This window comes from Mycolicibacter icosiumassiliensis (assembly GCF_900078685.2).
GTDB lineage: Bacteria > Actinomycetota > Actinomycetes > Mycobacteriales > Mycobacteriaceae > Mycobacterium > Mycobacterium icosiumassiliensis.
Genome location: NZ_LT546166.1, coordinates 435319 through 456036 on the forward strand (window position 1 = coordinate 435319; position 20718 = coordinate 456036).

The following is a 20718-nucleotide window of genomic DNA, read 5'->3' on the forward strand; positions in this document are numbered from 1 at the left end:
CCAGATGACCGACGAAGCCGGCGGCGACGCCAAGGTGCTGTGTGTGCCGGCCGGTGACCACCGGTGGGACCACATTCAAGACATCAGCGACGTGCCCGACTACGAGCTGGACGCGATCAAGCACTTCTTCGTGCACTACAAGGACCTGGAGCCGGGCAAGTTCGTCAAGGCCGCCGACTGGGTGGGCCGCGGCGAAGCCGAGGCCGAGATCACCCGGTCGATCGAGCGGTTTAGAGCAGCCGAACACTGAGTCTGCTCAAGCTGGCCAAGAAATTCCAACGCGCGGCCCACGATTGTTCGGTCGCGGGCCGTCTGGTTCGGTAGGTATGCGAGGCCCACTGCTTGCCAACGCTCGGCGTTACGGTATTGATGATTAGTGGTGCTTCGGGTTCCTTGGCGACATTGATTGTGAAGGTGGTTCCGGTGTCTAAAAGTACACCGGCGCTGCGCGATTCGTTGCTAATCCTGCGCGGAAAGATAGTTCAGAAACGTAAAGCGTGGCACGACTGGCAATATTCTGTACATCGCCTCGGATTACCTTGTCTTTACTGGTGATTCGCGGCCAATAGGGGTAATGTTCACAACAGAACGGCGGTGGGGCTCGCCATAACTGCGCGTCGCGTGTCGACGGCCAACGGTCCCTGTGGAATACAGCGAGAGTGGCTGGCAAGTCTGCGGCCACATGTAACACAGGGGCAAGTCAGTGACCGTTCGATATTTGCGATCATGTCAGTGATCGAGATTTTGCGTCGCCGTGGCTGGCTGACCTTTGCCGCCACGGTTGCGTTCGACCGTGGGTTGCCGCGGTTGGCAACTCCGAGCACGGATTTTGTTCGACTGAATTCTAGGCGCGCAGATTCGCCGACCGTGAAGACGCCGTCGAGCGGTCAACTGGTCGATATGGCGAAAGATGACGTAGCGCAACAGGATGCGATCTCGTCACACGTCGCCCGGACAGGTTCTGCGTGGGTAGAACCGCCGGGCGGGGCGTCATCGGGCGGTCATTGTTGTGGGTTTAGAGGCGCACCTGCCGGACACCAATTTCGAGTTGGCGGTTTGGCCAGACGTCGGGCAGGAACGGAAGGGCCGATCTCGCCCGCCCCCGATTCGATTTCGGGCCGGCTGAGAGTCAATAACCAGTATGCGGCTCACGTGGACTCGCGCCTGCGCGGAGCACTGCATGAGGTTGCTCCGAGATCGCTGCGGAGAGGTAGGTAGCGCGCGTGAACCGGCAGCATCGCATCGTCGAGTGGAACCCCGAGAATGTTGCGGAGTGGGAAGCAGGCAATAGGCTCATCGCCCGCCGCAACCTGATTTGGCAGGTCGTGAATGTGCACATCGCGTTTGGGGTTTGGTACCTCTGGTCGGTGATGGTGCTGTTTATGCCGCAGTCGGTGTACGGCTTTTCCTCGGGCGACAAACTGCTGCTGGGCGCCGTCGCGTCTCTGGTAGGAGCGGCAGCGCGTATCCCCTATGCCTTTGCCGCCAACTGGTTCGGTGGGCGCAACTGGACGATCTTCTCTTCATCGATCCTGCTGGTTCCCACTTTCGGGACGATTCCGCTTCTGAGCCATCCGGGGTTGCCGTTGTGGCCGTATGTGGCGTGCGCGGCGCTCACCGGGTTAGGCGGGGGCAGCTATTCGGCGTCGCTAGCTAAGGTGGACGGTCTATTCCCTCAGCGACTCAAGGGGTTTGCGCTGGGACTTACCGGGGGGATGGCCAATCTTGGTTCCGCTGCCGTCCAGGCGGTCGGATTGGTGGTGCTGGCCATTGCGGGCCAGAAGGAACCGTATTGGGTATGCGCGGTCTATTTGGTACTGCTGGCCGTCGGCGGCCTCGGGGCGACCCTGTTCATGGACAACGTCGTTGCGCACCGTACGGGCATATCGCTGGCGAATCTGCGCGCTGTCCTGAAAGTTCCCGACTCGTGGGGAATCTCGTTCCTCTACCTTTGCGCCTCGGGCTCGTTTCTGGGGTTCGCGTTCGCGTTCGGAGAGCTGCTTGAGCACAACTTCGCGTCCAGCGGGCAGAGTCCCGCCCAGGCGTCGTTACATGCCGCCGAGATCGCTTTTACCGGGCCGCTGCTAGGTTCACTCGCACGGGTGCTCGGTGGCCGGTTGAGCGACCGATTCGGTGGCGGTCCCGTCAGTCTGGCGGTGTTCGCCTCGGCAACGGCCGCCGCAGGGTTCTTGGTCGTTGTGAGTACTCATGACGACGTCGCTCGTGGAGCGGGAGATCCGGCGAGCGTTGGTACGACCATCGCATACACGGCCGGTTTCATCGCGCTCTTCCTGTTCTGTGGCGCGGGAAAGGGAGCGGTCTACAAGCTGATCCCTTCGGTCTTCGATGTGCGGAGTCGCGCCCTCGACCTCGACGACGATGAACGCCACCATTGGACGCGCGTCCGGTCTGGGGCACTGATCGGGGTTGCCGGCGCGTTCGGCGCGCTCGGCGGTGTCGGAATCAATCTGGCTCTGCGGCAGTCCTATGCCAGTACCGGCACCGAGACTCCTGCGTTTTGGGCTTTTCTGGCGTGCTATGTCGCGGCGGCGGTCCTGGCGTGGGTGCGATACGTGCGGCACCAGGGTGACGGACGTGAGACGCCCCGGCGGCGTGAGCGTTGGGAGTCCGCCCATGCGTGAGTTGAGCCGAACCTGGCGGCGAACCCGAGGCGCCGCCATCAAGCAAGAAATAGGCAATCGCCAAACTGCCCTGACGGAACGGAGACCGGAAGCCATGGATGAAGCCGCAGTCAGTGAATGCCTGGACAAGATGATTGCAATAGCAGTCGAATCCGGGCACCTCATTCTCAAGTCGTACCGAAATCCCGAGCTTGTCCGGGATAAGGGAGATCATGGTGAGGACACTTCGCCGCTGACTGTGGCGGATTTGGAGTCAAATAAAAATATCGTCACACAACTCACGGCGTTCTACCCGCGCATCCCGATAATTTCAGAGGAGGCCGTGCTACCGGACTACGACAGCAGAAAGATGTGGCCGTTGTTCTGGCTGGTAGATCCGTTGGACGGCACTAAGGAGTTCTTGTCGGGGAACGATGAATTCACGGTCAATATCGCCCTCATAGAGAATGGCCGGCCGGTGTTAGGCGTCGTGTACATACCACCGAAAGATCTCCTCTACTACGCGGCAGACGGACGGGGAAGCTGGAAACGGGAAGCGGGAAAGCCACCCGTCCGGATATATTCGTCGGTGCCGGATCTGAGTCGAGGTCTCACCATCGTAGAGAGTAAGTCACACCCGTCGCCTGCCCTCGAAAACTACTTAAAAGATTTTCCCGTCAAGAGACGGATTGCCGCAGGTAGCTCGCTGAAATTCTGCGCAGTGGCCGAGGGGCTCGCTGATATCTACCCTCGGCTCAACCCCACGATGGAGTGGGATGTCGCCGCAGGCGACTGCATCTACCGAAATTCCGCCCGGTCAGGGCAGCGTAGATCATCGTTGACTTACAACAAAAATACGCTGAAAAACGACAGTTTTGTTATCGGATTCATGTAATGACCCGACGGCGATCATAGTGCATTCGTTGCGACCACGAACGAGAAGGATTCTGCTATGAATTTGAACATCACCTGGCATGAACAGAGCGTCACCCGTAAAGAGCGGGAGGTGCTCAACGGCCATCGAGGATGCGTCATCTGGTTTACCGGGCTGAGCGCTTCCGGCAAGAGCACCGTGGCGAACCTGGTCGACCGAAAGCTCTACGAGCGTGGCACCCACGCCTATTTGCTCGACGGAGACAACGTCCGGCATGGCCTTAATGCCGGTCCCGGATTGCTCAAAGATCGGCACGGAGAGAAGTTTGCTAAACGGTTTGGGCTCGGATTCTCATCCGATGACCGTGAAGAAAACATTCGCCGCGTCGGAGCGGTTGCCAGACTGTTCTGCGAAGCGGGAGTCGTTGCGTTGACAGCATTTATCAGCCCCTATCGAGTTGACCGGGACGGGGTGCGGTCCACCTTGGCCGAGAATGACTTCGTCGAGATCTTCATCGACACGCCGATAGAGATCTGCGAACAACGCGATCCGAAAGGTCTGTACAAAAAGGTTCGCGCGGGCGAGATCAAAGGATTCACCGGAATTGACGATCCCTACGAGGCGCCGGTGAATCCAGAATTGAGACTCGACGGGGAACGGGATGCGGACTCCCTGGCGGATGAAGTAATTCGTTATCTTGAGACGGTCGGTGTGATTCCATGCTTGTCGACTACCGGTCTTGGCCTTGCCCGGGATTAGCCTCACGGCCTGTTGTTATCCGCTGATTCGTCATGATGTCCATGAAAGGCACTTGCGAGATGCTGCATAATCACAACTTCACGTCTTGGGATCCGGAAGACAGCGCAGCATGGGAGGCCGGCAACAAACTCGTCGCCCGCCGCAACTTGGTCTGGGGCATCGTGACCTCGCATATCGGGTTCTCGATCTGGTACCTATTCTCCGTCATGGTTCTGTTCATGCCGGAGGATATTTACGGATTCTCGACCAGCGACAAGCTGCTGATCGATGCCACCGCATCGCTGGTAGGAGCTGCCGTGCGCATCCCTTACCCGATGCTCAACGCCAAGTTCGGTGGCCGGAACTGGACGTTTTGGTCTTCGGTGGTACTGGTGATCCCCACCGTCCTCACCATCGTCCTGTTGGCGCATCCCGGTTGGCCGTTGTGGCCGTATCTCGTCTGCGCCGCGCTGACGGCACCTGGCGGCGCCAACTACACGGCGTCGTTGGCCAACGTCGATGCCCTCTACCCCCAGCGACTCAAGGGCTACGCGATGGGGCTCGTGGGCGGGATATCCAACCTCGGTTCGGCGTCCATCCAAGCCGTCGGATTGTTGGTGATAGCAATCGCTGGCAACAGGCAACCGTATTGGGTGTGCGCCATCTATTTGGTGGCGCTCTCGGTCGGCAGCGTCGGCGCGGCGCTCTACATGGACAATCTCAAGTACCGCGTGAAGGTGAGCGACCTCAAAGCCGTTCTCGCCGTATCTGATACGTGGCTCATCTCGTTTCTCTATCTGTGCTTCTCGGGCTCTTACCTGGGATTCGCGTTCGCTTTCGGTCAGTTGCTCCAGCACAACTTCGTCCTCGCTGGGCAGTCGAGCGGCCAAGCAGCGTTACACGCCTCCGAGATCGCGTTTATCGGACCGCTGCTGGGAGGAATCACGCGTATCTACGGCGGTAGGTTGAGCGACCGTTTCGGCGGCGGGCACGTCAGTCTGGCCTTGTTGTTCGGGATGATCCTCGGTGGTGGATTCATCGTCGGTGTCAGCACCTACAGCGACCATAACGGTGGCGACGGCCACCAATCGCTGCTGGGTATGGCCGGCTACGTCATCGGCTTTATGTGGTTGTTCGCGTTCTCTGGCGCGGGCAAGGCATCGGTGTACAAGCTGATTCCATCGGTCTTCCGAGCGCGCAGCCACCATTTGGACCTCTCCGAGCCGGAACGCAACCAGTGGGCATTGGCCCGATCGGGATCCGCGATCGGATTGGCCGGCGCATTCGGTTCCTTTGGCGGAGTTGGGATCAACTTGGTGCTGCGGCAGTCCTACAAGGCCACCGGCACTGAAACCCCGGCGTTCTGGATCTTCTTGGGATGTTACGTGCTGGCCGCGTTCGTCGCTTGGGCACGTTATGTGCGGCCGCGAGAAATAGACGAAGCTATGCCGACTCCGGCCCCCCAATTGACCGGCGCCGAGGCCGCCGTCGTGCGCTAGCGATGACTAGCAGGCAGGCCGTCGGAGGGTGCTGCGGGTGGTCGGCATGCAGGACAGGCCGGCCTCTGCGGTGCCCCCTTGGCGCGCCACCGACGCGTTCAGGGCTGAAGAAAGCCGCTGGAAGTGTGCTGTGCATCCGCTTGGGTCTTATCCGTGCAGAGCGTCCCCTGTGTACCATTGAAAACCACGGCGATGAAGCTCGCCATAACCGCCCGCAAGGCTGATGGCTTCTACTCGTACAGCGACGATGAGTAGAAACGGGTTTACCTTATGCGGCTTGTGCGGATTCTCTTGTATTTCCTGATCAAAGCCCCGCTTCCGACAACTGCGGGTACTTCCCGCGTGTTCGGTCGTCCTGGGCTGAACACGGGTCAGCTCCGATGCTGTCTGGAATTGTTCCAGGTCACGGTCGCGGCCGGCTCCACCGGAGAAATTGACGGTATCTGGCCCGGCGCGAGAATGCTCTGACCTGTCCCTGCTTGCGTTGGCGTATGGGGAACGATGGTGCGGATCAATAGATCTAGTCGACAGAAATTTGCGTCATGCAGTTTTCGGTAGTTCTGCGAGAAAGGGTTGGCCATGTCGGATTTCGGGATTTTGCCACCGGAGATCAATTCCAGCCGGATGTATGCGGGTCCGGGGTCGGCGCCGTTGACAGCGGCGGCAGCGGCGTGGGCGGCGCTGGCGGGACAACTGGATGCTGCCTCACGTACCTACTTGTCGGTGGTCTCCGGACTCCGGGGCGAGGGGTGGTCTGGAGGCGCATCGGATGCCATGGCCAGCGCTGTCGGCCCCTATGTCGCGTGGGTGACAGCGCTGGGAACGCAGGCGGAGGAGACCGCCAGCCGAGCGCGCGCCGCCGCGGCAGCCTATGAGGTGGCGTTCGCCGCGACCGTGCCGCCCAACCTGGTGGCGGCCAATCGTGCCCAGCTGACGGAGCTGATCGCGACCGACTTCCTGGGACGGAATGCGACGGCGATCGCGGCGACCGAGGCGGCCTATGCGGAGATGTGGGCACAAGATGTCGCGGCGATGTACACCTACGCTGCGTCGTCGTCCGCAGCGACCCAGCTGACACCGTTTTCCCAGCCGCCGCAGACCACGAACCCTGCAGGCCAGACCGGGCAGTCGGCCGCTGTGGCCAATGCCGTCGGATCGACGAGCGCAGGGAATGCCCAATCGACGGTGTCACAACTGATTTCAGCGATACCAGCGCAGCTTCAAGCCCTCACGGGGGGTGCCGGTGGTGGAGCTGCAGCCGCCCCCACGGCGGCAGATGCGAGCTCCTTGCTGACATTGTTCAGTAGTTTCAACACTTTTACCTGAGTTTGGACACGCTCAGCGATTTTGGCGTTGCGTAGCTTCCTGACCTGGTGTTTTGATCGCGGGGGCGGGTGGTTTGGGGTACTAACCGGGTAGGTTCGTGCGGTGGCGTACGTGCGGAAGGTGCGCACCGCCTCGGGCGCGGTGGCGGTGCAGGTGGTGCGTAAGGACCGGGGCAAGGTGGTGATCCTGGCGCATCTGGGCTCAGCGCATACCGATGCTGAGCTGGGGATTCTGCTCGATGCGGCCGAGCAGGTGGTCCTTGACGGCCAAGCTGCACTCGATTTCGAAGTCGCCGCGCGCGCTCAGTCGATGGCTGATGTGGCCGACTTCCGGGACCGCGCGTTGATCGCAGCGCCGGCTGAGCCCACGGCCCCAGCACCGGTGGTGCCGCCAGGTCGCACGCTGGGCACGAACTCGCGGCTGCTCTATGACCTGCTGGCCCATGTGTACGAATGGCTGGGTTTCGACGGGGTCGGCGACGCGGTGTTCCGGGACTTGGTGATCGCCCGAATCGTGGAGCCGACCAGCAAGATCGACGCGTTGCGGGTGCTGGCCGACCTGGGGGCGACACTGGTGTCATACAAGACGATTGACCGCCATGTCCGCGGCCTGCACGCCGGCCCGGCCCGGGGTATGGTCGCCGCGAAATGCTTTGAGTACTCCCGTGATTGCGGTGGTCTGTCGCTGCTGCTTTATGACACAACGACGCTTCATTTTCAGGCCGAACACGAAGACGAGCTGCGCCGGGTCGGGTACTCCAAAGACCGGCGGGTCGACCCTCAAATTGTCGTCGGGCTGCTGGTGGACCGCACCGGGATGCCGTTGGAGATCGGCTGTTTCGAGGGCAACACCGCCGAGACGACCACCATCGTGCCGATCATCTGCGACTTCGTCGAACGCCACCAGTTGCGGGGCATTCCGATGGTGGTGGCCGCTGACGCCGGGATGCTCTCAGCGGCCAACCTCAAAGCCCTCGATGAGCTGGAGCTCTCCTTCATCGTCGGGTCCCGGATGACCAAAGCACCCGGTGATCTGGAGTCCCATTTCCATTGGAACGGCGATGTTTTCGCCGACGGGCAGATCATCGACACCGTGACCCCGCGCCACGCCAACAGCACCGTCAACGACACTAATAGACGCGCCGAACCAGTCTGGGATCCCACAACGCATCCCGATGCGTGGCGGGCGGTCTGGGCATACTCAGCCAAACGTGCCCGCCGCGATCAGAAGACCCTGGCCGCCCAGGAGACCCGGGCCCGGGCGATCGTCGACGGCAGCAAGCCGGGTAAGTCCGCCCGGTTTGTCAAGGTCCGCGGCGATGACCGCACTGTCGATGAGCCCAGTCTGGCCCGCGCCCAGTCACTGGTAGGCCTCAAGGGATATGTGACAAATGTGCCGGTCACGGTGATGCCGGCTGGCGAAGTCATCGCGAAGTACCACGACCTGTGGCACGTGGAGAAGTCGTTCCGGATGTCCAAGAGCGACCTGCAAGCCCGGCCGATGTTCAACCGGATGCGGGACGCGATCGAAGCACACCTGACCATCGTGTTCGCCGCCCTGGCAGTCTCCCACGTCATCCAGTCGCGCACCGGCGTCTCGATCGCCAAGGTCGTCAAGGCACTACGGCCGCTGCGCAGCGCCACCATCAACATCAACGGCGCTACCCAGACCTTTCCACCGGCAATCCCCACCGCCGAGGGCAAGATCCTCAGCGATCTCGGCTTCAAACCGGGGTACTAAGCCAAATGTCCAAACTCAGGAGCGCAGGGAATGCCCAATCGACGGTGTCACAACTGATTTCAGCGATACCAGCGCAGCTTCAAGCCCTCACGGGGGGTGCCGGTGGTGGAGCTGCAGCCCGGCGGCGGCGGGGCGGTCCACGGTGAGCAGCGTCTTGCGGGTCGGGCCCCGCCGCTTCAAGATGCCCCGGCCATCGGCGGGAGGTTAGCGACAGAGCTGGACGTAGATACGCGGTCGGCGTTAGTGGGTGAGTCGGCGGTCAGGAGAGGAGGGGAGACCCATGCTGGATTTCGGTGCTTTGCCGCCCGAGATCAACTCGGCCCGGATATATTTCGGCCCGGGGGCGGGGCCAATGATGGCCGCCGCGGCAGCGTGGGGAGCCTTGGCCGCGGAGTTGGAGGTCGCCGCATCCTCCTACCAGGCGACGGTGTCGGAACTCGCGCAGAGCTGGCAAGGCCCCTCGGCGACCCGGATGGGCGTTGCGGCCGCGCCCTACGTCGCTTGGATCAGGCAGACCGGCGTCGAGGCTGAGCAGACCGCCGCCGCGGCAACCGCTGCCGCGGGCGCCTATGAGGCCGCTTTTGCCGCGACAGTCCCACCACCGGTCATCGAAGCGAATCGGGCGTTGCTGATGTCGCTGATCGCCACTAATTTCCTGGGGCAGAACACGCCCGCGATCGCAGCCGCCGAAGCGGCCTATGCCGAAATGTGGGCGCAAGACGCAACGGCCATGTACACCTACGCCGCATCCTCCTCGACCGCAACCCGACTGACGCCGTTTGGCCAGCCGCCGTCGACCACCAACAGCGCCGGCCAAACTGCCGCTTCGGCACAAGCCGTGGCAGGGCATGTTCAGGGCGCCCTCGCGCAGCTGGTGGGGGCGACTCCTGCGCACCTGCAATCCCTCGCGGCAGCCGGCACCGCCAACCCTGTTGCCGCACATGCCGCCCCGGCCGCGACAACACCATCACTGCTCACCTTGTTCAGTGATTTCAACGCCTTCGCTGGACCGCTGACACCGGCCTGGCAGACCACATACTCGACCTTTCAGTGGGTAAACCTGGGTTATGCGGTCAAAAGGGACTTGGAGGCCAACCCCGCCCCCAATCCGAACCCGGTGCCGCAACTTGTCACCGCTACGCCGGCGGCGCCGGGCACCGATCCGGCCGCCGGACGCCATTCCGTACTCGTGCGCATCGGCCAAGCACCGACCGTCGGCCAACTGTCAGTTCCCCAGACGTGGGCATCGGCGGCACCGACATCAGCGACTGTCGCTGAACCGGTGGGTCGTGCGGGCACAGGTTTCCGCGCGCTTCCCGCCTGGGCGACCAACCAACCGAGCCAGGCCGTCCCGGGAGCGCCACCGGCCATCGGCCCGATGAGAGACATGACGCCGGCCCCAGGAAAAAAGATCCTCGCCATGCGGGACCGCCGTTTTAAGATGCCCCGCCCGGCGGCAGGCGGATAGCACCACGAACTGTGTCGAAGATGTCTATCAGGCGTGAAGTCCGCATTCGACCTTGCCGGTGCCCTGCCAGCGTCCGCTTCGCGGATCGGCCCCGGCAGCCGGCCTCGCCGTGCAGGGAGCGCAGCCGATCGACGGGTATCCCTCGTCGATAAGCGGGTTGACCAGCACGTTGTGTTCGGCGATGTAGTCGGCCACTTGGGAGTCGGTCCAGTTGACCAGCGGATTGATCTTCACCAGGCCGAACTTGTCGTCAAAGCCGACTACCGTCGCGTCGTTCCGGGTGGACGCTTCGTCACGCCGCAACCCCGTCACCCAAGCGGCGTAACCGCGCAGTGCTTTGGACAGGGGAGCGACCTTGCGCAGCCGACAGCATTCGTTGGGGTCGCGGGAGAACAGATTCTTGCCGAGCAGGGCGTCTTGTTCCGCCACCGTGTGTTCGGGAGTGATGTTGAGTACGCGGACGTCGTAGACCGCTTCGACGGCGTCTCGGGTGCCGATCGTTTCGGCGAAGTGGTAGCCGGTGTCCAGGAAAAGCACTGGGACGCCCGGCCGAACTTTTGCGGCGAGATCGATCAGCACCGCGTCAGCCATGCTGGCGGCCACCACGTAATTGCAGGTCGCCGTGCTGCGCGGACCGCCGACACCGCCGAAGGTTTCATCGGCCCAGCGCAGCACCTCGGTGGCAGAGGCGCCCTCGAGCTCGGCCGAGCCGCGTTCCGCCAGCTCTCTCAGCCTGGCCTCGGGCCATCGGTTTGTCGCCGGGTCTCCCGATTTCCAATGTCCGCGAGGCGCGGCATCGCTACGCGTCTTGGGTAATGTCATCGGATCTCCTTCGCGGGAGGAGCCGACCTGGATCACGACAATCGCCGGTGCCTGGTCCGGCGACGCAGATCCGGCAGCCAGCTAAAAAAGCAAGTGGGACGGGTCTACGGCATCAAGACAGACAGCAACAGCTACAGACACGCTTGAAATCGATATGCCGCCGCTCCGTCAACGGGACAGAGAGCAAAGCGGACACCTCATCAGTCTGCCACGAAGGCCACGACGGTCCCAAACTGAAATGAATTGGCGGGGCAGGCTTGTACCGAAGCCAGGTTCGGTTTCTGCAGCACAAGACGGGCGCGGCTATAGTAACTGGCTAAGTGATGTGAATGACCTGTACATAAAAATGGTGAATGGATCGGGGCCAATTGAGTTCTGCCCCTTCCGGCGCGCTGCGGCCCTGGCCGCCACGACAGGCACCATGTGCAACCGAAACCGAATGTGAATTGACCCATGCCGATGCACAGTCCTGGCGGAAACGCTAGTTGCGACCTCTTCGCTTGGCGTCGACGGGCTTCGACGGCACGCGAACAGGCGCCGGTGGTTGCGGCAGTCGCTTTGGGTGGCGCCATCGGCGCGTGCGGTCGCTACGCCATGGATTTGGCGTTGCCGACCAGAGCTGACGGATTTCCCTGGTCGACATTGGCTGTCAACATAAGTGGGTGTGCGCTGATGGGTGCGTTGATGGTGGCGATCACCGAACTGTGGGTGGGGCACCGGCTGTTGCGCCCGCTGTTGGGTACCGGCGTGCTCGGTGGCTACACGACGTTTTCCACCTTCGCGGGCGATGTCGACGGCCTCGTCGGCGCCGGACATTCCTTCCGGGCACTGGTCTATGTGCTGTCCACGCCGATCGCGGTGTTGATCGTGACGTGGACCACCGCGAGCTTGACTCGACGTCTGATCATTAGGAGGACATCATGACCCAGCTCAGCGGCTCCGCGCTCCGGATGACAGTGTTCGTGGGGGAGAGTGACACGTGGCGCCGCAAGCCACTATTCAGCGAGATCGTGCACCGTGCTCGGAAGGCCGGGCTGGCCGGTGCGACGGTATTCCGCGGTGTCGAGGGCTACGGTGCGTCCTCGATGATCCACACCACCCGACTGTTGTCGCTGTCGGAGGACCTTCCGGTCTCGGTCATCATCGTCGACGCCGCGGAGCGGATCCGCGCCTTCCTGCCGGAGCTGGACGAGTTGGTGACCGAAGGCCTGATCATGCTCGACGAGGTCGAGGTAGTCCGGCACGTCGGCCGAACTGCCGACGGCCAGTGACCTGGCTGCTGGTCATCGCCGGCGCCGCGGTGGGGGCACCGCTGCGCTACCTGACCGATCGATTCATCCAAGCCCGCCACGACTCCACGTTTCCGTGGGGAACGTTCGTCGTCAATGTGCTGGGCAGCCTGATCCTGGGTGTGGTCACCGGCGCGGTCAGTGCCGGCGACGTGAGTTGGCACCTACTGATCGGCACCGGCTTGTGCGGGGCGCTGACCACCTACTCGACCTTCTCCTACGAAACGCTGCAACTGGCCGGAGCCGGCGCGCGGCTCTACGCGGTGGGCAATCTGGTGCTCACCCTGACCTGCGGGCTGGGGGCCTACTACGCCGGCAGCTTCGCGGCACACGCTATCTGGTCGTGACCTCGAACACCCGCTGGAAAGAGTCGACGCCGTAACTCGTCGGCTTGGGCTCACCCGGGCTCAGCCGGAAGGTCCGAGCACCGTCGGGGCGGCGTTCGGCGCGCAGAAACAAATCTCCCGGATCGCGACGTTCGCACATCCCATGGGCAAGGTCGTAGAGGTGGGTGACGAACACGACCTTGACGCCGGCCTCGACCAAGGCAGTGATCACCCCACGCGCGATTTCAGATCCCTCGCGTTCGTTGGTTGATGCGAAGGATTCGTTGCACAGCAGCAGGGCCCCCGGGGCGATGAAGTCCGCTATTCGGCGCATCCGGGCGAGCTCTTCGTCGAGCTTGCCGTGCGTCATGGTGGTGTCCTCCTCCCGTTTGAAATGAGTGAGGATCCCGTTGCGGACGTCGGCCTCGAAAGACTCGGCAGCGACAAACATCCCTGCCTGCATCATCACCTGCGCGACACCGACGCTGCGCAGAAAGGTCGATTTGCCTCCTTCGTTCGCACCGGTGATCATGACCATCGTCTTTCCGGTGGCATCGACGTCATTGCCGGTGACGCTCTTCTCGGTGGCCAGGCACAACCCCACGTCTCGTAGACCCCGGAAGTTCAACCGGGGGCACCCGGGCGCAGTCGGCACCGGATAGCAGATCGGGACACCGGATTGGCTGAGCCGGTCATACAGGTTGGCGCAGCCGAGGTAGAAGCCGAGTTCGGTGCGTAGCTTCCCGAAGAAGCCCTGGACGTGATCGCTGGATTGCGTGACCACATTGGCGACGTCGTTGACTGCGCGCCCGGCCAAGGCGGTCAGGGCCTGCGAGCCGGCCTCGTCGCGGTCGTCGACCACGAAGCCGTGGTTGTCATGACCATCGGTCAGCTTCTCCCACCAGCTACGCCTGGGTGACTGGTGCAGTCGGTGGAGCTCGCCCTTGTTGCCGAGTCCGAGCTGTGCGGAAAGCAGCACACCGCGCGGCAGGTGGAGTTCTGCGAGCTGATCATCCAGCTGGCTCAGGTACTCGTCAGAGAGCTGTTCGCTGAACATCGCCAGCAGCCGGCGGAATCCCCGGGAGTGAAACGTCGATGAGTGTTGGTCGGCCAGGCTGCGCAGCTGCTTGAGGTTGTTGCTCAGGTATTCCAGAATTCGCACCGATCGGCGTAGTACGGTCTCCGGATCGCGAAACAGCATCCCGCCCAGGAACACTTTGCGATTCACCTCGGAACCATCCGTGGCCAGATCGTAAATACGTTGCACGACAGCCCGGTTCGTCAAGGTATCCTGCAGGATCTGCTGGCGGTAGACGAGCGCACGACCATCGACCACTGTTGCTCGGAGTGCTTTGCGAGCCGTATCGAGCAGAAACGCGTCACCGGCGGCCATCGCCGTGTAGACCCGGGACAGTTCCAGATCGCTGTCGACCAGGTCGGTCAAGTCCCAAGGCAGGCGCTCCGCCATGTCGAAGTCGCGGTCGGGATCTAACAGGCGGACCTTCATCGCGTGACCCTCCGTAGTAGCGCGTCATGGTTGAGTCCGTATTTGTCGGCCAGTGCTGCGGCATATGCCAATCCGTCGGCGGGGCGGCGGGTGAATCGAAACGTTCGACGGGTCGGATCGTCATGGGCGACTTCGCCGACCATGCTGACGCACACTGGGTCGAAACCCGCCAGTTCATCAAGGAAGGTGACGTAGACGGCTATGCAGCCAAGCTTGATCATGCGGGTGAGCACCTCGACGCCGATCTGCAGGGCGTCGCAGGCGGTGGTGGAGGCGAAGCTCTCGTTCATCACCACCACGCTCGCCGCGGTCGCGCGGGACAGGATGTCGTGGATTCGCACCAACTCGTCATCGAGCTTGCCGTGCAGTGTCGCCAGTGTTTCTTGCCGTTCGAAGTGGGTGTAGATCTGATCCGGCAGCGTCAGCCTCGCGGCGCGCGCGGGCACCGGGCAGCCCAGGGTGGCAAGGTACAGGCATTGGCCCACCGTTCGTGCGAATGTCGTCTTGCCCCCCTGGTTCGGGCCGGTGATGACGAAGATCCGCTCCGGACCAGACAGCGCAAAGTTGTTGCGTACGAATGGTGTGTTGTCATCGATCAATTTGATTGCCAACGCCAGGTCGAACGCGTCGTCGACGTCGATGACACCGGGTTCCGAGGTGACGTCGGGGTAGCTGAACTCCAGGCCTGCAGCGGTGAACCGCTCCATGAGGGACAGGTAGCACAGATAGAACGGAATCTCGCGGTCGAACCGGGCAACGGTCGGTTCAAAGAACGCTGCGTTGTCAGCGCAGAACCGGTCCAGCTGTCCAAACTGGTCGGGATACAAGTTGGCGACGTGTTCGAGTATCTGCTCCTCGACGTGGTTCATGTCGGGGTACTGCTGCAGATCGATGCGGTAGTCCTTGGCTTCCTGGCTGACGAACCGCTCGAACACGGCGATGACTTGGGCGGTGTAATCGGTTTGACCGGTGTACCTCTCGACATGTACCCGCAGACCGTCGATGTGGACCGCGTAGCGGACCTCACGTAACCGGTCCCGGACGTTGTGGGTATCGGTGACCAGGACCCGGAATCCATTGCCGTGGACGTAGCCCGCCAGAAAGTCAGCGAAGTCGCGCAGGCCGCGCGATACCGGATTGATTTGAGCCAGCTCGTTGTGGAGGATCTCGACAGCGTCGCAGTACGCTTCGGCCGCGTAGATGAACCACCCCTGTTGCTGCAGCGGATGCCAGAGGTGTGCCGACTGCTCCAGGCGTTGCCGGGTGGTACGCATGCCTGCGACGAAATTCTCGATGGGCTGTTGGACTTCCGGGCGCTCCAAATCGCGAAAGATGTCCTGGCGATATCGCACGGTCGCGGTGTCTTGCAGGGGCACGTAGAAGAACGGCTCCAAGCCTTCGTCGGCGTGGCCGAAGGTTACCCCGGCGATGATCTGGTCCAGATAGAGATCATCGAAGCACTCAGGCCGGGTGACATCGTCGAATGCCATCTCATCGGTCGACAGGATGCTGGCGAAGCCGCCGCTGTTCGTCATCTCGTGCACCTCAGCCGGCTGCCGGTGACCGGGGTATGACACTGGGCCGCCGCAGTCTCGCTGCGGCATTATTGGCGCCGCGTCCTGCCAGCGTGCCCAGCATGGCCTCTCCGAAGACGCCCGGTGGCAGGGTTGAAGACATCGCCGGCGTGCTCATCGGACCGCTTGTGCCGGTGCTGGCGAGGGCACCCGGAGCAAGAGGTGCCGCGGCTTCGACCGCAGCCCAGCTCTGCGGCACCGACAACGTCCCCACCACACTGGCCCGACCCATCAATGCTGAAACGGGCGGAGCGGCAACGGCTACCGGGCTCAGCGAGACCACCGGCCGGACTGCGCCGGCGATGAAGGGTCCGATGCCCTGGTGCTCGTCACGCAGCGCGTTGACGGCCAGCGCGTGGTTGGTGGTCTGGATGGCGACGCCTGAGAACGTCGAGCTCGTCGTCGACGCGGCCGCACTGGTCAATGACGGGACGTCCAGTGCGATCGAAAGCAACGTGGACGGGTCTAGCGCCTGTGCGGGTTGGGCGGCCACGGCCGGCGCGGAGGTCGTCACGGCGGGGGGTGCGGTGAACGGCGTCAGCGTTGAGGCGCTCGCAGCCGATGCGGCATAACCGTGCATGGCGACGGCATCCTGGGCCCACATCCGCTCGTAGTCGGTTTCGGTGGTGGCGATCGCCGGACTGTTCTGGCCGAAGAAGTTGGTGGCGATCAGTGCTGACAACTTAAGTCTGTTGGCCGCGATCAGTGGCGGGGGCACTATGGCAGCCCGAGCCCTCTGGTAGGCCGCCGTCGCGGTCCTGACCTGGGTGGCGGTCTGTTCGGCTTGGCCGGCGGTCGCATGCAACCAGTCCACGTACCGGCTCGCCGCGACCGCCATCATCGCCGATGACGGACCCCGCCAGCCGTCGGTGGCCAACCCAGCGACTGCCGAGCGGTAGGACGCCGCCGAGCTATTCAACTCCTGGGCGAGCTGTTCCCAGGCGGTAGCTGCCGCCAGCATCGGGCCGCTGCCCGGCCCGCCGTACATTTTTCCCGAGTTGATCTCCGGTGGCAGAGCACCGAAATCCATATCGAAGTCCATGGCGTGACCGTCCTTTCTAGCCGGCTGCGGGGCAGCGCACGATGATCGGTTTGCTTTTGGCGGGTGCGGTTTTGGGACCGTCCCGCGACAGCGTTCCCAGCACGGATTGGCTGAAGATGCTGCCGGCAGTGTCGGCGGATGTGGCCGGGACAAGATCGGTGGTTGGAGCCGGCAGTACCATTGCGGCCGGACGTATTTCGGGTGCGGCGGCAACCCACGATTGCGGGGCGGAGAGCCGGCCTACCAGGGTGGCCCGGCCCACAGCCGCAGCGACCGCGGGCGGCGCCGGCCGCGAGGGGCTGGTGCTGACCAGCTGTGGTACCGACACAAGCCGTGTGTCGGGCGAGAGCTCCTCCTGGGCGGCAAGCCGCATGTTGATGACATAGATTCCGCGGCCCGAGGTGACAGCGTTCGACGAGGACAGCACGGAATTCGTCACGTTGGGGACGTGCTCGAGGATTTGGACCAGCGGTGAGGACAACGCCGTCTGAAGCTGCTGAGCTCCGGTCTCGGCGGCTGGGTTGACCGTCCGTGGTGGTTGGTTCAACGACGGCAACGCGGTTGCGAGCGCCGAGGTTTGGGCATAGACGTTCATAGCGGTGGCATCCTGGACCCACATCTGCGCGTAGTGCGCTTCGGTGACGGAGATCGCCGCGGTGTTCTGTCCGAAGAAGTTGGTGGCGACCAGAGCCAGCAGCAGGCTGCGGTTGGCCGCGACCACCGGCGGTGGAACCGTCATCGAGAAGGCAAGCTCATAGGCTGCGGCGGCCGCCCTGGCTTGGCCGGCGAGCTGCGCAGCGTTGCCGGCCGTCTCATTCAGCCAGCCCGAGAACGGTGTCGCCGCCGCCGCCATCGCCGCCGAAGTCGACCCCAGCCAGGCGATGCTCGTCAGTTCGGAGATGATCGAGGTGTACCCGCTTGCGGCAATGGACAATTCGGCGGAAAGTGCGTCCCAGGCACCCGCGGCCGTCAACAAGGATGCCGAGCCTGGGCCGAGATACATCCGTCCGCTATTGATTTCCGGAGGAAGTGCGGCGAAATCCAGCCCTGCGGCGGCGGAAGCGATGTTGCCGTAGACCATCCGGCACCGCCTTCCACCGCGAATAAATCGGGGTAGAAGCTATTAGCCGGGCGCGGCGGTTAAGGTGAGCCTCATCACCTAGTGGAATGCTACCCGTCGGGATTGGTCAAAGGACAGTCATTCGGGAGCATCAGTTCGCGGTGCGGTTGCAGGCTTCCACCAGCCAGACGCCGTCGACCAGGCTCAACTGATTCCAGCAGGCGGTGTCCTGGCGGACCTGCTCCAACGAAGGGTCGAGTTGCTTGAGCAGCGCCTGGTTGAAGGCGTCGTGAGAGACCATGACCAACGGACCGGGACCGAACTCAGCCACCAGTTCGAAGAAGGCTCGCCGGGCCCGCTCGGCCAGCGCATCGACCGGTTCCACGCCCGGGGCCGCATCCACGCTCCCGTACTGGCTTTCCACCTCGGTGCGCGGCCGGCCGGTCTGCGGCCCATAATCGCGATCGTTCAACCGGTTGTCGACCTGCGCGGTGACACCCGCAGCGTCGGCGATCGCCTGGGCGGTCGCCACTGCACGCTGCAGTGGACTGGAGATCACCAATGTGGGCTTGCGGGTGGCGAGGTCCGCGGCCAACCGGGCCGCCTGGTCGATGCCCACCTGGTCCAGCGGCGGGTCCGCGAGCCCGCGCAGTCGCCCGTCGGCGTTGAGCGCGGTGCGTCCGTGGCGCGCCAGGTACACCCGTGTCGTCTCCGGCATGCCAGCCTCCTTGCAATCGTCGACTTAGCTCTGCACACATCATTGGTGCCGGCCGTGGTCCACGACAAGACCGAGATGCCACAATCAAGCCGGCTTGTCCAATGGCCGCCCACGGATTCCCAGGAGAGATCATGACGTTCTCGGTAGAACTCAGTGATGACGTGATCGAGGTGCGCGACTGGGTGCACCAGTTCGCTGCCGACGTCGTTCGCCCCGCCGCCGCCGAATGGGATGAGCGGGAAGAGACGCCGTGGCCGATCATCCAGGAGGCCGCCAAGATCGGCCTGTACTCGCCCGAGCTGTTCGCTACCCAAGCCGCCGAACCGAGCGGGATCGGCATGCTGACGGTGTTCGAGGAGCTGTTCTGGGGTGACGCCGGCATCGCGTTGTCGATTCTGGGCACGGGCCTGGCGGCAGCTGCCCTGGCGGGCAACGGCACCCCCGAACAGCTGGGCCAGTGGCTACCGGAGATGTTCGGCACCGCCGATGACCCCAAACTCGGAGCCTTCTGCTCCTCGGAACCGGACGCCGGCTCGGACGTCGGCGCAATCCGGACCCGTGCCCGCTTCGACGAGGCCACCCGCGAATGGGTGCTTAACGGCACCAAGACCTGGGCCACCAACGGCGGCATCGCCAACGTGCACATCGTGGTCGCCTCGGTCTACCCCGAACTCGGCTCGCGCGGACAGGCCACGTTCATCATCCCGCCCGGCACCGCCGGCCTGGCTCAGGGGCAGAAGTTCAAGAAGCACGGCATCCGGGCTTCGCATACCGCCGAGATCGTGTTGGACAACGTTCGCCTGCCCGAGGACCTGATCCTGGGCGGTCGGGAGAAGTTCGAGGCTCGTGTTGCCCGGGTCAAATCCGGTGCGTCGGCCGGCGGACAGGCCGCCATGAAGACCTTCGAGCGCACCCGCCCGTCAGTGGGGGCGATGGCTGTCGGAGTGGCCCGCGCCGCCTACGAGTACGCCCTCGACTACGCCTGCCAGCGCGAGCAATTCGGTCGCAAGATCGGCGAGTTCCAGGCCGTCGCCTTCAAGCTGGCCGACATGAAGAGCCGCATCGACGCCGCCCGGCTCATGGTGTGGCGGGCCGGCTGGATGGGACGCAACAACAAGGCGTTCGACAATGCCGAGGGCTCGATGGCCAAACTGTTCGCCAGCGAGACCGCGGTCTATGTCACCGACGAGGCAATCCAGATCCTCGGCGGCAACGGCTACACCCGTGACTATCCGGTCGAGCGAATGCACCGGGATGCCAAGATCTTCACCATCTTCGAAGGCACCAGTGAGATCCAACGACTGGTCATCGCGCGGGCAGTGACCGGCTTGCCGCTGCGCTAGCCGGCCGTTTTCCCGTTGTCGGTCAGGTAGACCGCGCCGTGCACCGCGGCAGCGGCATCACTGGCCAAAAAGGCGATCACCTCGGCGACGTCGCTCGGGGCGCTCATGCCGCGCGGCGAGGCCACCCGCATGATCAGGTTGACGTCGGCGCCCTCGGGGAGCTGGAAATTGGTCACCTGCGGTGTCAGCATCCCGCCCGGGCAGACCGCGTTGACCCGCAGCTTCTCCGCGGTGAACTCCACGGCCAACGCCCGGGTGAGCCCGACGAGTCCGTGCTTGGCTGCGCAGTAGCCCGCCGAGTACGCCTGCCCTTCCACCCCGGCGATCGAGGCGACGTTGACGATATTGCCGGCGGTCTCCAGCAGATGCGGCAGTGCCGCGCGGCACAGGAAGAACGGCCCGTTGAGGTTGACCGCCAGATCGTGGGCCCACTCGTCGTCGGTGACGGCCAGCGTGTGGCGCATCTGATGGGCGCCGGCAACGTTGACCAGAACATCGAGCCGGCCGAACTGGGCGATGCACTGCTCGACCGCCGCGGTGCACGCCGCCGCGGTACTGATGTCGGTGGGTGCGTACTGCCCCCCGGGTACGTCGGCGAACACCGCGGCCAGCCGCTCGGCATCGCGCGCCAACCCGAACACCGTCGCGCCGCGCCGGGCGAACAGTTGGGCCGTCGCCGCGCCCAGTCCGGACGACGCTCCGGTCACCAACGCCACTTTGCCTGACAGATCGGTCATTTCGACTCTCCGCATCACCCAGTCGACCGGCACT

The 20718-nt window shown here is 63.5% G+C and carries 20 protein-coding genes and 2 riboswitches; of the genes, 12 read left to right on the top strand and 8 right to left on the bottom strand.

Annotation, left to right across the window (positions count from 1 at the left end):
* The 8 genes from BN4346_RS25725 to BN4346_RS49645 all read left to right on the top strand — a co-directional run.
* Nucleotides 1–250: inorganic diphosphatase (locus BN4346_RS25725; protein ID WP_167666196.1), on the top strand; the 250-nt coding region annotated here is incomplete at its 5' end.
* Nucleotides 251–1223: 973 nt separating this feature from the next.
* Nucleotides 1224–2642 carry an MFS transporter gene (locus BN4346_RS25730; protein ID WP_067967673.1) on the top strand — a complete coding sequence of 473 codons (1419 nt, stop codon included), beginning with the start codon at nt 1224–1226 and terminating at the stop codon, nt 2640–2642.
* A gap of 94 nt (nt 2643–2736) precedes the next feature.
* Nucleotides 2737–3516 carry a 3'(2'),5'-bisphosphate nucleotidase CysQ gene (gene cysQ, locus BN4346_RS25735; protein WP_067967676.1) on the top strand — a complete coding sequence of 260 codons (780 nt, stop codon included), beginning with the start codon at nt 2737–2739 and terminating at the stop codon, nt 3514–3516.
* 57 nt (nt 3517–3573) lie between these two features.
* Nucleotides 3574–4254 (top strand): adenylyl-sulfate kinase, encoded by a 681-nt coding sequence (cysC, locus tag BN4346_RS25740; RefSeq protein WP_067967680.1) that lies wholly within the window; start codon nt 3574–3576, stop codon nt 4252–4254.
* A 59-nt stretch (nt 4255–4313) separates the two neighbouring features.
* The gene (locus BN4346_RS25745) at nt 4314–5732 is read left to right on the top strand and encodes an MFS transporter (RefSeq protein ID WP_067967683.1); all 1419 of its coding nucleotides are present in this window, start codon (nt 4314–4316) and stop codon (nt 5730–5732) included.
* Nucleotides 5733–5911: 179 nt separating this feature from the next.
* Nucleotides 5912–5972: riboswitch (Fluoride riboswitch) on the top strand.
* 339 nt (nt 5973–6311) lie between these two features.
* Nucleotides 6312–7058, top strand: a complete 747-nt coding sequence (locus tag BN4346_RS25750) for a PPE family protein (RefSeq protein WP_067967685.1) — start codon at nt 6312–6314, stop codon at nt 7056–7058.
* A 102-nt stretch (nt 7059–7160) separates the two neighbouring features.
* The gene (locus tag BN4346_RS25755; RefSeq protein WP_067967689.1) at nt 7161–8798 is read left to right on the top strand and encodes an IS1634 family transposase; all 1638 of its coding nucleotides are present in this window, start codon (nt 7161–7163) and stop codon (nt 8796–8798) included.
* Between the two features lie 280 nt (nt 8799–9078).
* On the top strand, nt 9079–10266 hold the full coding sequence (locus BN4346_RS49645) for a PPE family protein (RefSeq protein WP_067967693.1): 1188 nt from the start codon (nt 9079–9081) through the stop codon (nt 10264–10266).
* Between the two features lie 27 nt (nt 10267–10293).
* On the opposite strand, the gene BN4346_RS25765 is transcribed toward BN4346_RS49645, so the two are convergent.
* Nucleotides 10294–11088 carry a phosphoadenylyl-sulfate reductase gene (locus BN4346_RS25765; protein WP_078058437.1) on the bottom strand — a complete coding sequence of 265 codons (795 nt, stop codon included), beginning with the start codon at nt 11086–11088 and terminating at the stop codon, nt 10294–10296.
* Between the two features lie 112 nt (nt 11089–11200).
* The gene (locus BN4346_RS49825) at nt 11201–11284 is read right to left on the bottom strand and encodes an Ms4527A family Cys-rich leader peptide (protein WP_407695121.1); all 84 of its coding nucleotides are present in this window, start codon (nt 11282–11284) and stop codon (nt 11201–11203) included.
* A 398-nt stretch (nt 11285–11682) separates the two neighbouring features.
* On the opposite strand from BN4346_RS49825, the gene BN4346_RS25770 reads away from it, so the two are divergent.
* From BN4346_RS25770 to crcB, 3 genes are read left to right on the top strand one after another with little or no spacing between them, the layout of a single operon-like run.
* Complete coding sequence (locus BN4346_RS25770) at nt 11683–12012, top strand: fluoride efflux transporter FluC (RefSeq protein ID WP_235653701.1); 330 nt, start codon at nt 11683–11685, stop codon at nt 12010–12012.
* Nucleotides 12009–12359 (top strand): DUF190 domain-containing protein, encoded by a 351-nt coding sequence (locus BN4346_RS25775; RefSeq protein ID WP_067967699.1) that lies wholly within the window; start codon nt 12009–12011, stop codon nt 12357–12359. The genes BN4346_RS25770 and BN4346_RS25775 overlap by 4 nt, the downstream gene beginning before the upstream one ends.
* Nucleotides 12356–12724, top strand: a complete 369-nt coding sequence (gene crcB / locus BN4346_RS25780; RefSeq protein ID WP_067967702.1) for a fluoride efflux transporter CrcB — start codon at nt 12356–12358, stop codon at nt 12722–12724. The genes BN4346_RS25775 and crcB overlap by 4 nt, the downstream gene beginning before the upstream one ends.
* On the opposite strand, the gene BN4346_RS25785 is transcribed toward crcB, so the two are convergent.
* From BN4346_RS25785 to BN4346_RS25805, 5 genes are all read right to left on the bottom strand, one after another.
* Nucleotides 12711–14210 (bottom strand): MutS-related protein, encoded by a 1500-nt coding sequence (locus BN4346_RS25785; RefSeq protein ID WP_067967705.1) that lies wholly within the window; start codon nt 14208–14210, stop codon nt 12711–12713. The two genes, crcB and BN4346_RS25785, sit on opposite strands and share 14 nt — an antisense overlap.
* A complete protein-coding gene (locus tag BN4346_RS25790; RefSeq protein WP_067968125.1) occupies nt 14207–15745 on the bottom strand; it encodes a MutS-related protein in 1539 nt (512 codons plus the stop codon). The genes BN4346_RS25785 and BN4346_RS25790 overlap by 4 nt, the downstream gene beginning before the upstream one ends.
* Before the next feature lie 10 nt (nt 15746–15755).
* Entirely contained in the window at nt 15756–16826 is a 1071-nt protein-coding gene (locus BN4346_RS25795; protein WP_407695045.1) for a PPE family protein, read from the bottom strand.
* 16 nt (nt 16827–16842) lie between these two features.
* Complete coding sequence (locus BN4346_RS25800) at nt 16843–17907, bottom strand: PPE family protein (RefSeq protein WP_067967711.1); 1065 nt, start codon at nt 17905–17907, stop codon at nt 16843–16845.
* A 26-nt stretch (nt 17908–17933) separates the two neighbouring features.
* A riboswitch (Fluoride riboswitch) is annotated at nt 17934–17995 on the bottom strand.
* A 42-nt stretch (nt 17996–18037) separates the two neighbouring features.
* Nucleotides 18038–18604, bottom strand: a complete 567-nt coding sequence (locus tag BN4346_RS25805) for a histidine phosphatase family protein (protein ID WP_067967714.1) — start codon at nt 18602–18604, stop codon at nt 18038–18040.
* A gap of 131 nt (nt 18605–18735) precedes the next feature.
* Between BN4346_RS25805 and BN4346_RS25810 the strand changes: the two genes are divergently transcribed.
* Entirely contained in the window at nt 18736–19947 is a 1212-nt protein-coding gene (locus tag BN4346_RS25810; protein ID WP_067968130.1) for an acyl-CoA dehydrogenase family protein, read from the top strand.
* Here the strand turns inward: BN4346_RS25810 and BN4346_RS25815 are convergent.
* Entirely contained in the window at nt 19944–20684 is a 741-nt protein-coding gene (locus BN4346_RS25815) for an SDR family NAD(P)-dependent oxidoreductase (RefSeq protein WP_067967717.1), read from the bottom strand. The genes BN4346_RS25810 and BN4346_RS25815 overlap by 4 nt on opposite strands.
* Nucleotides 20685–20718 lie beyond the last annotated feature (34 nt).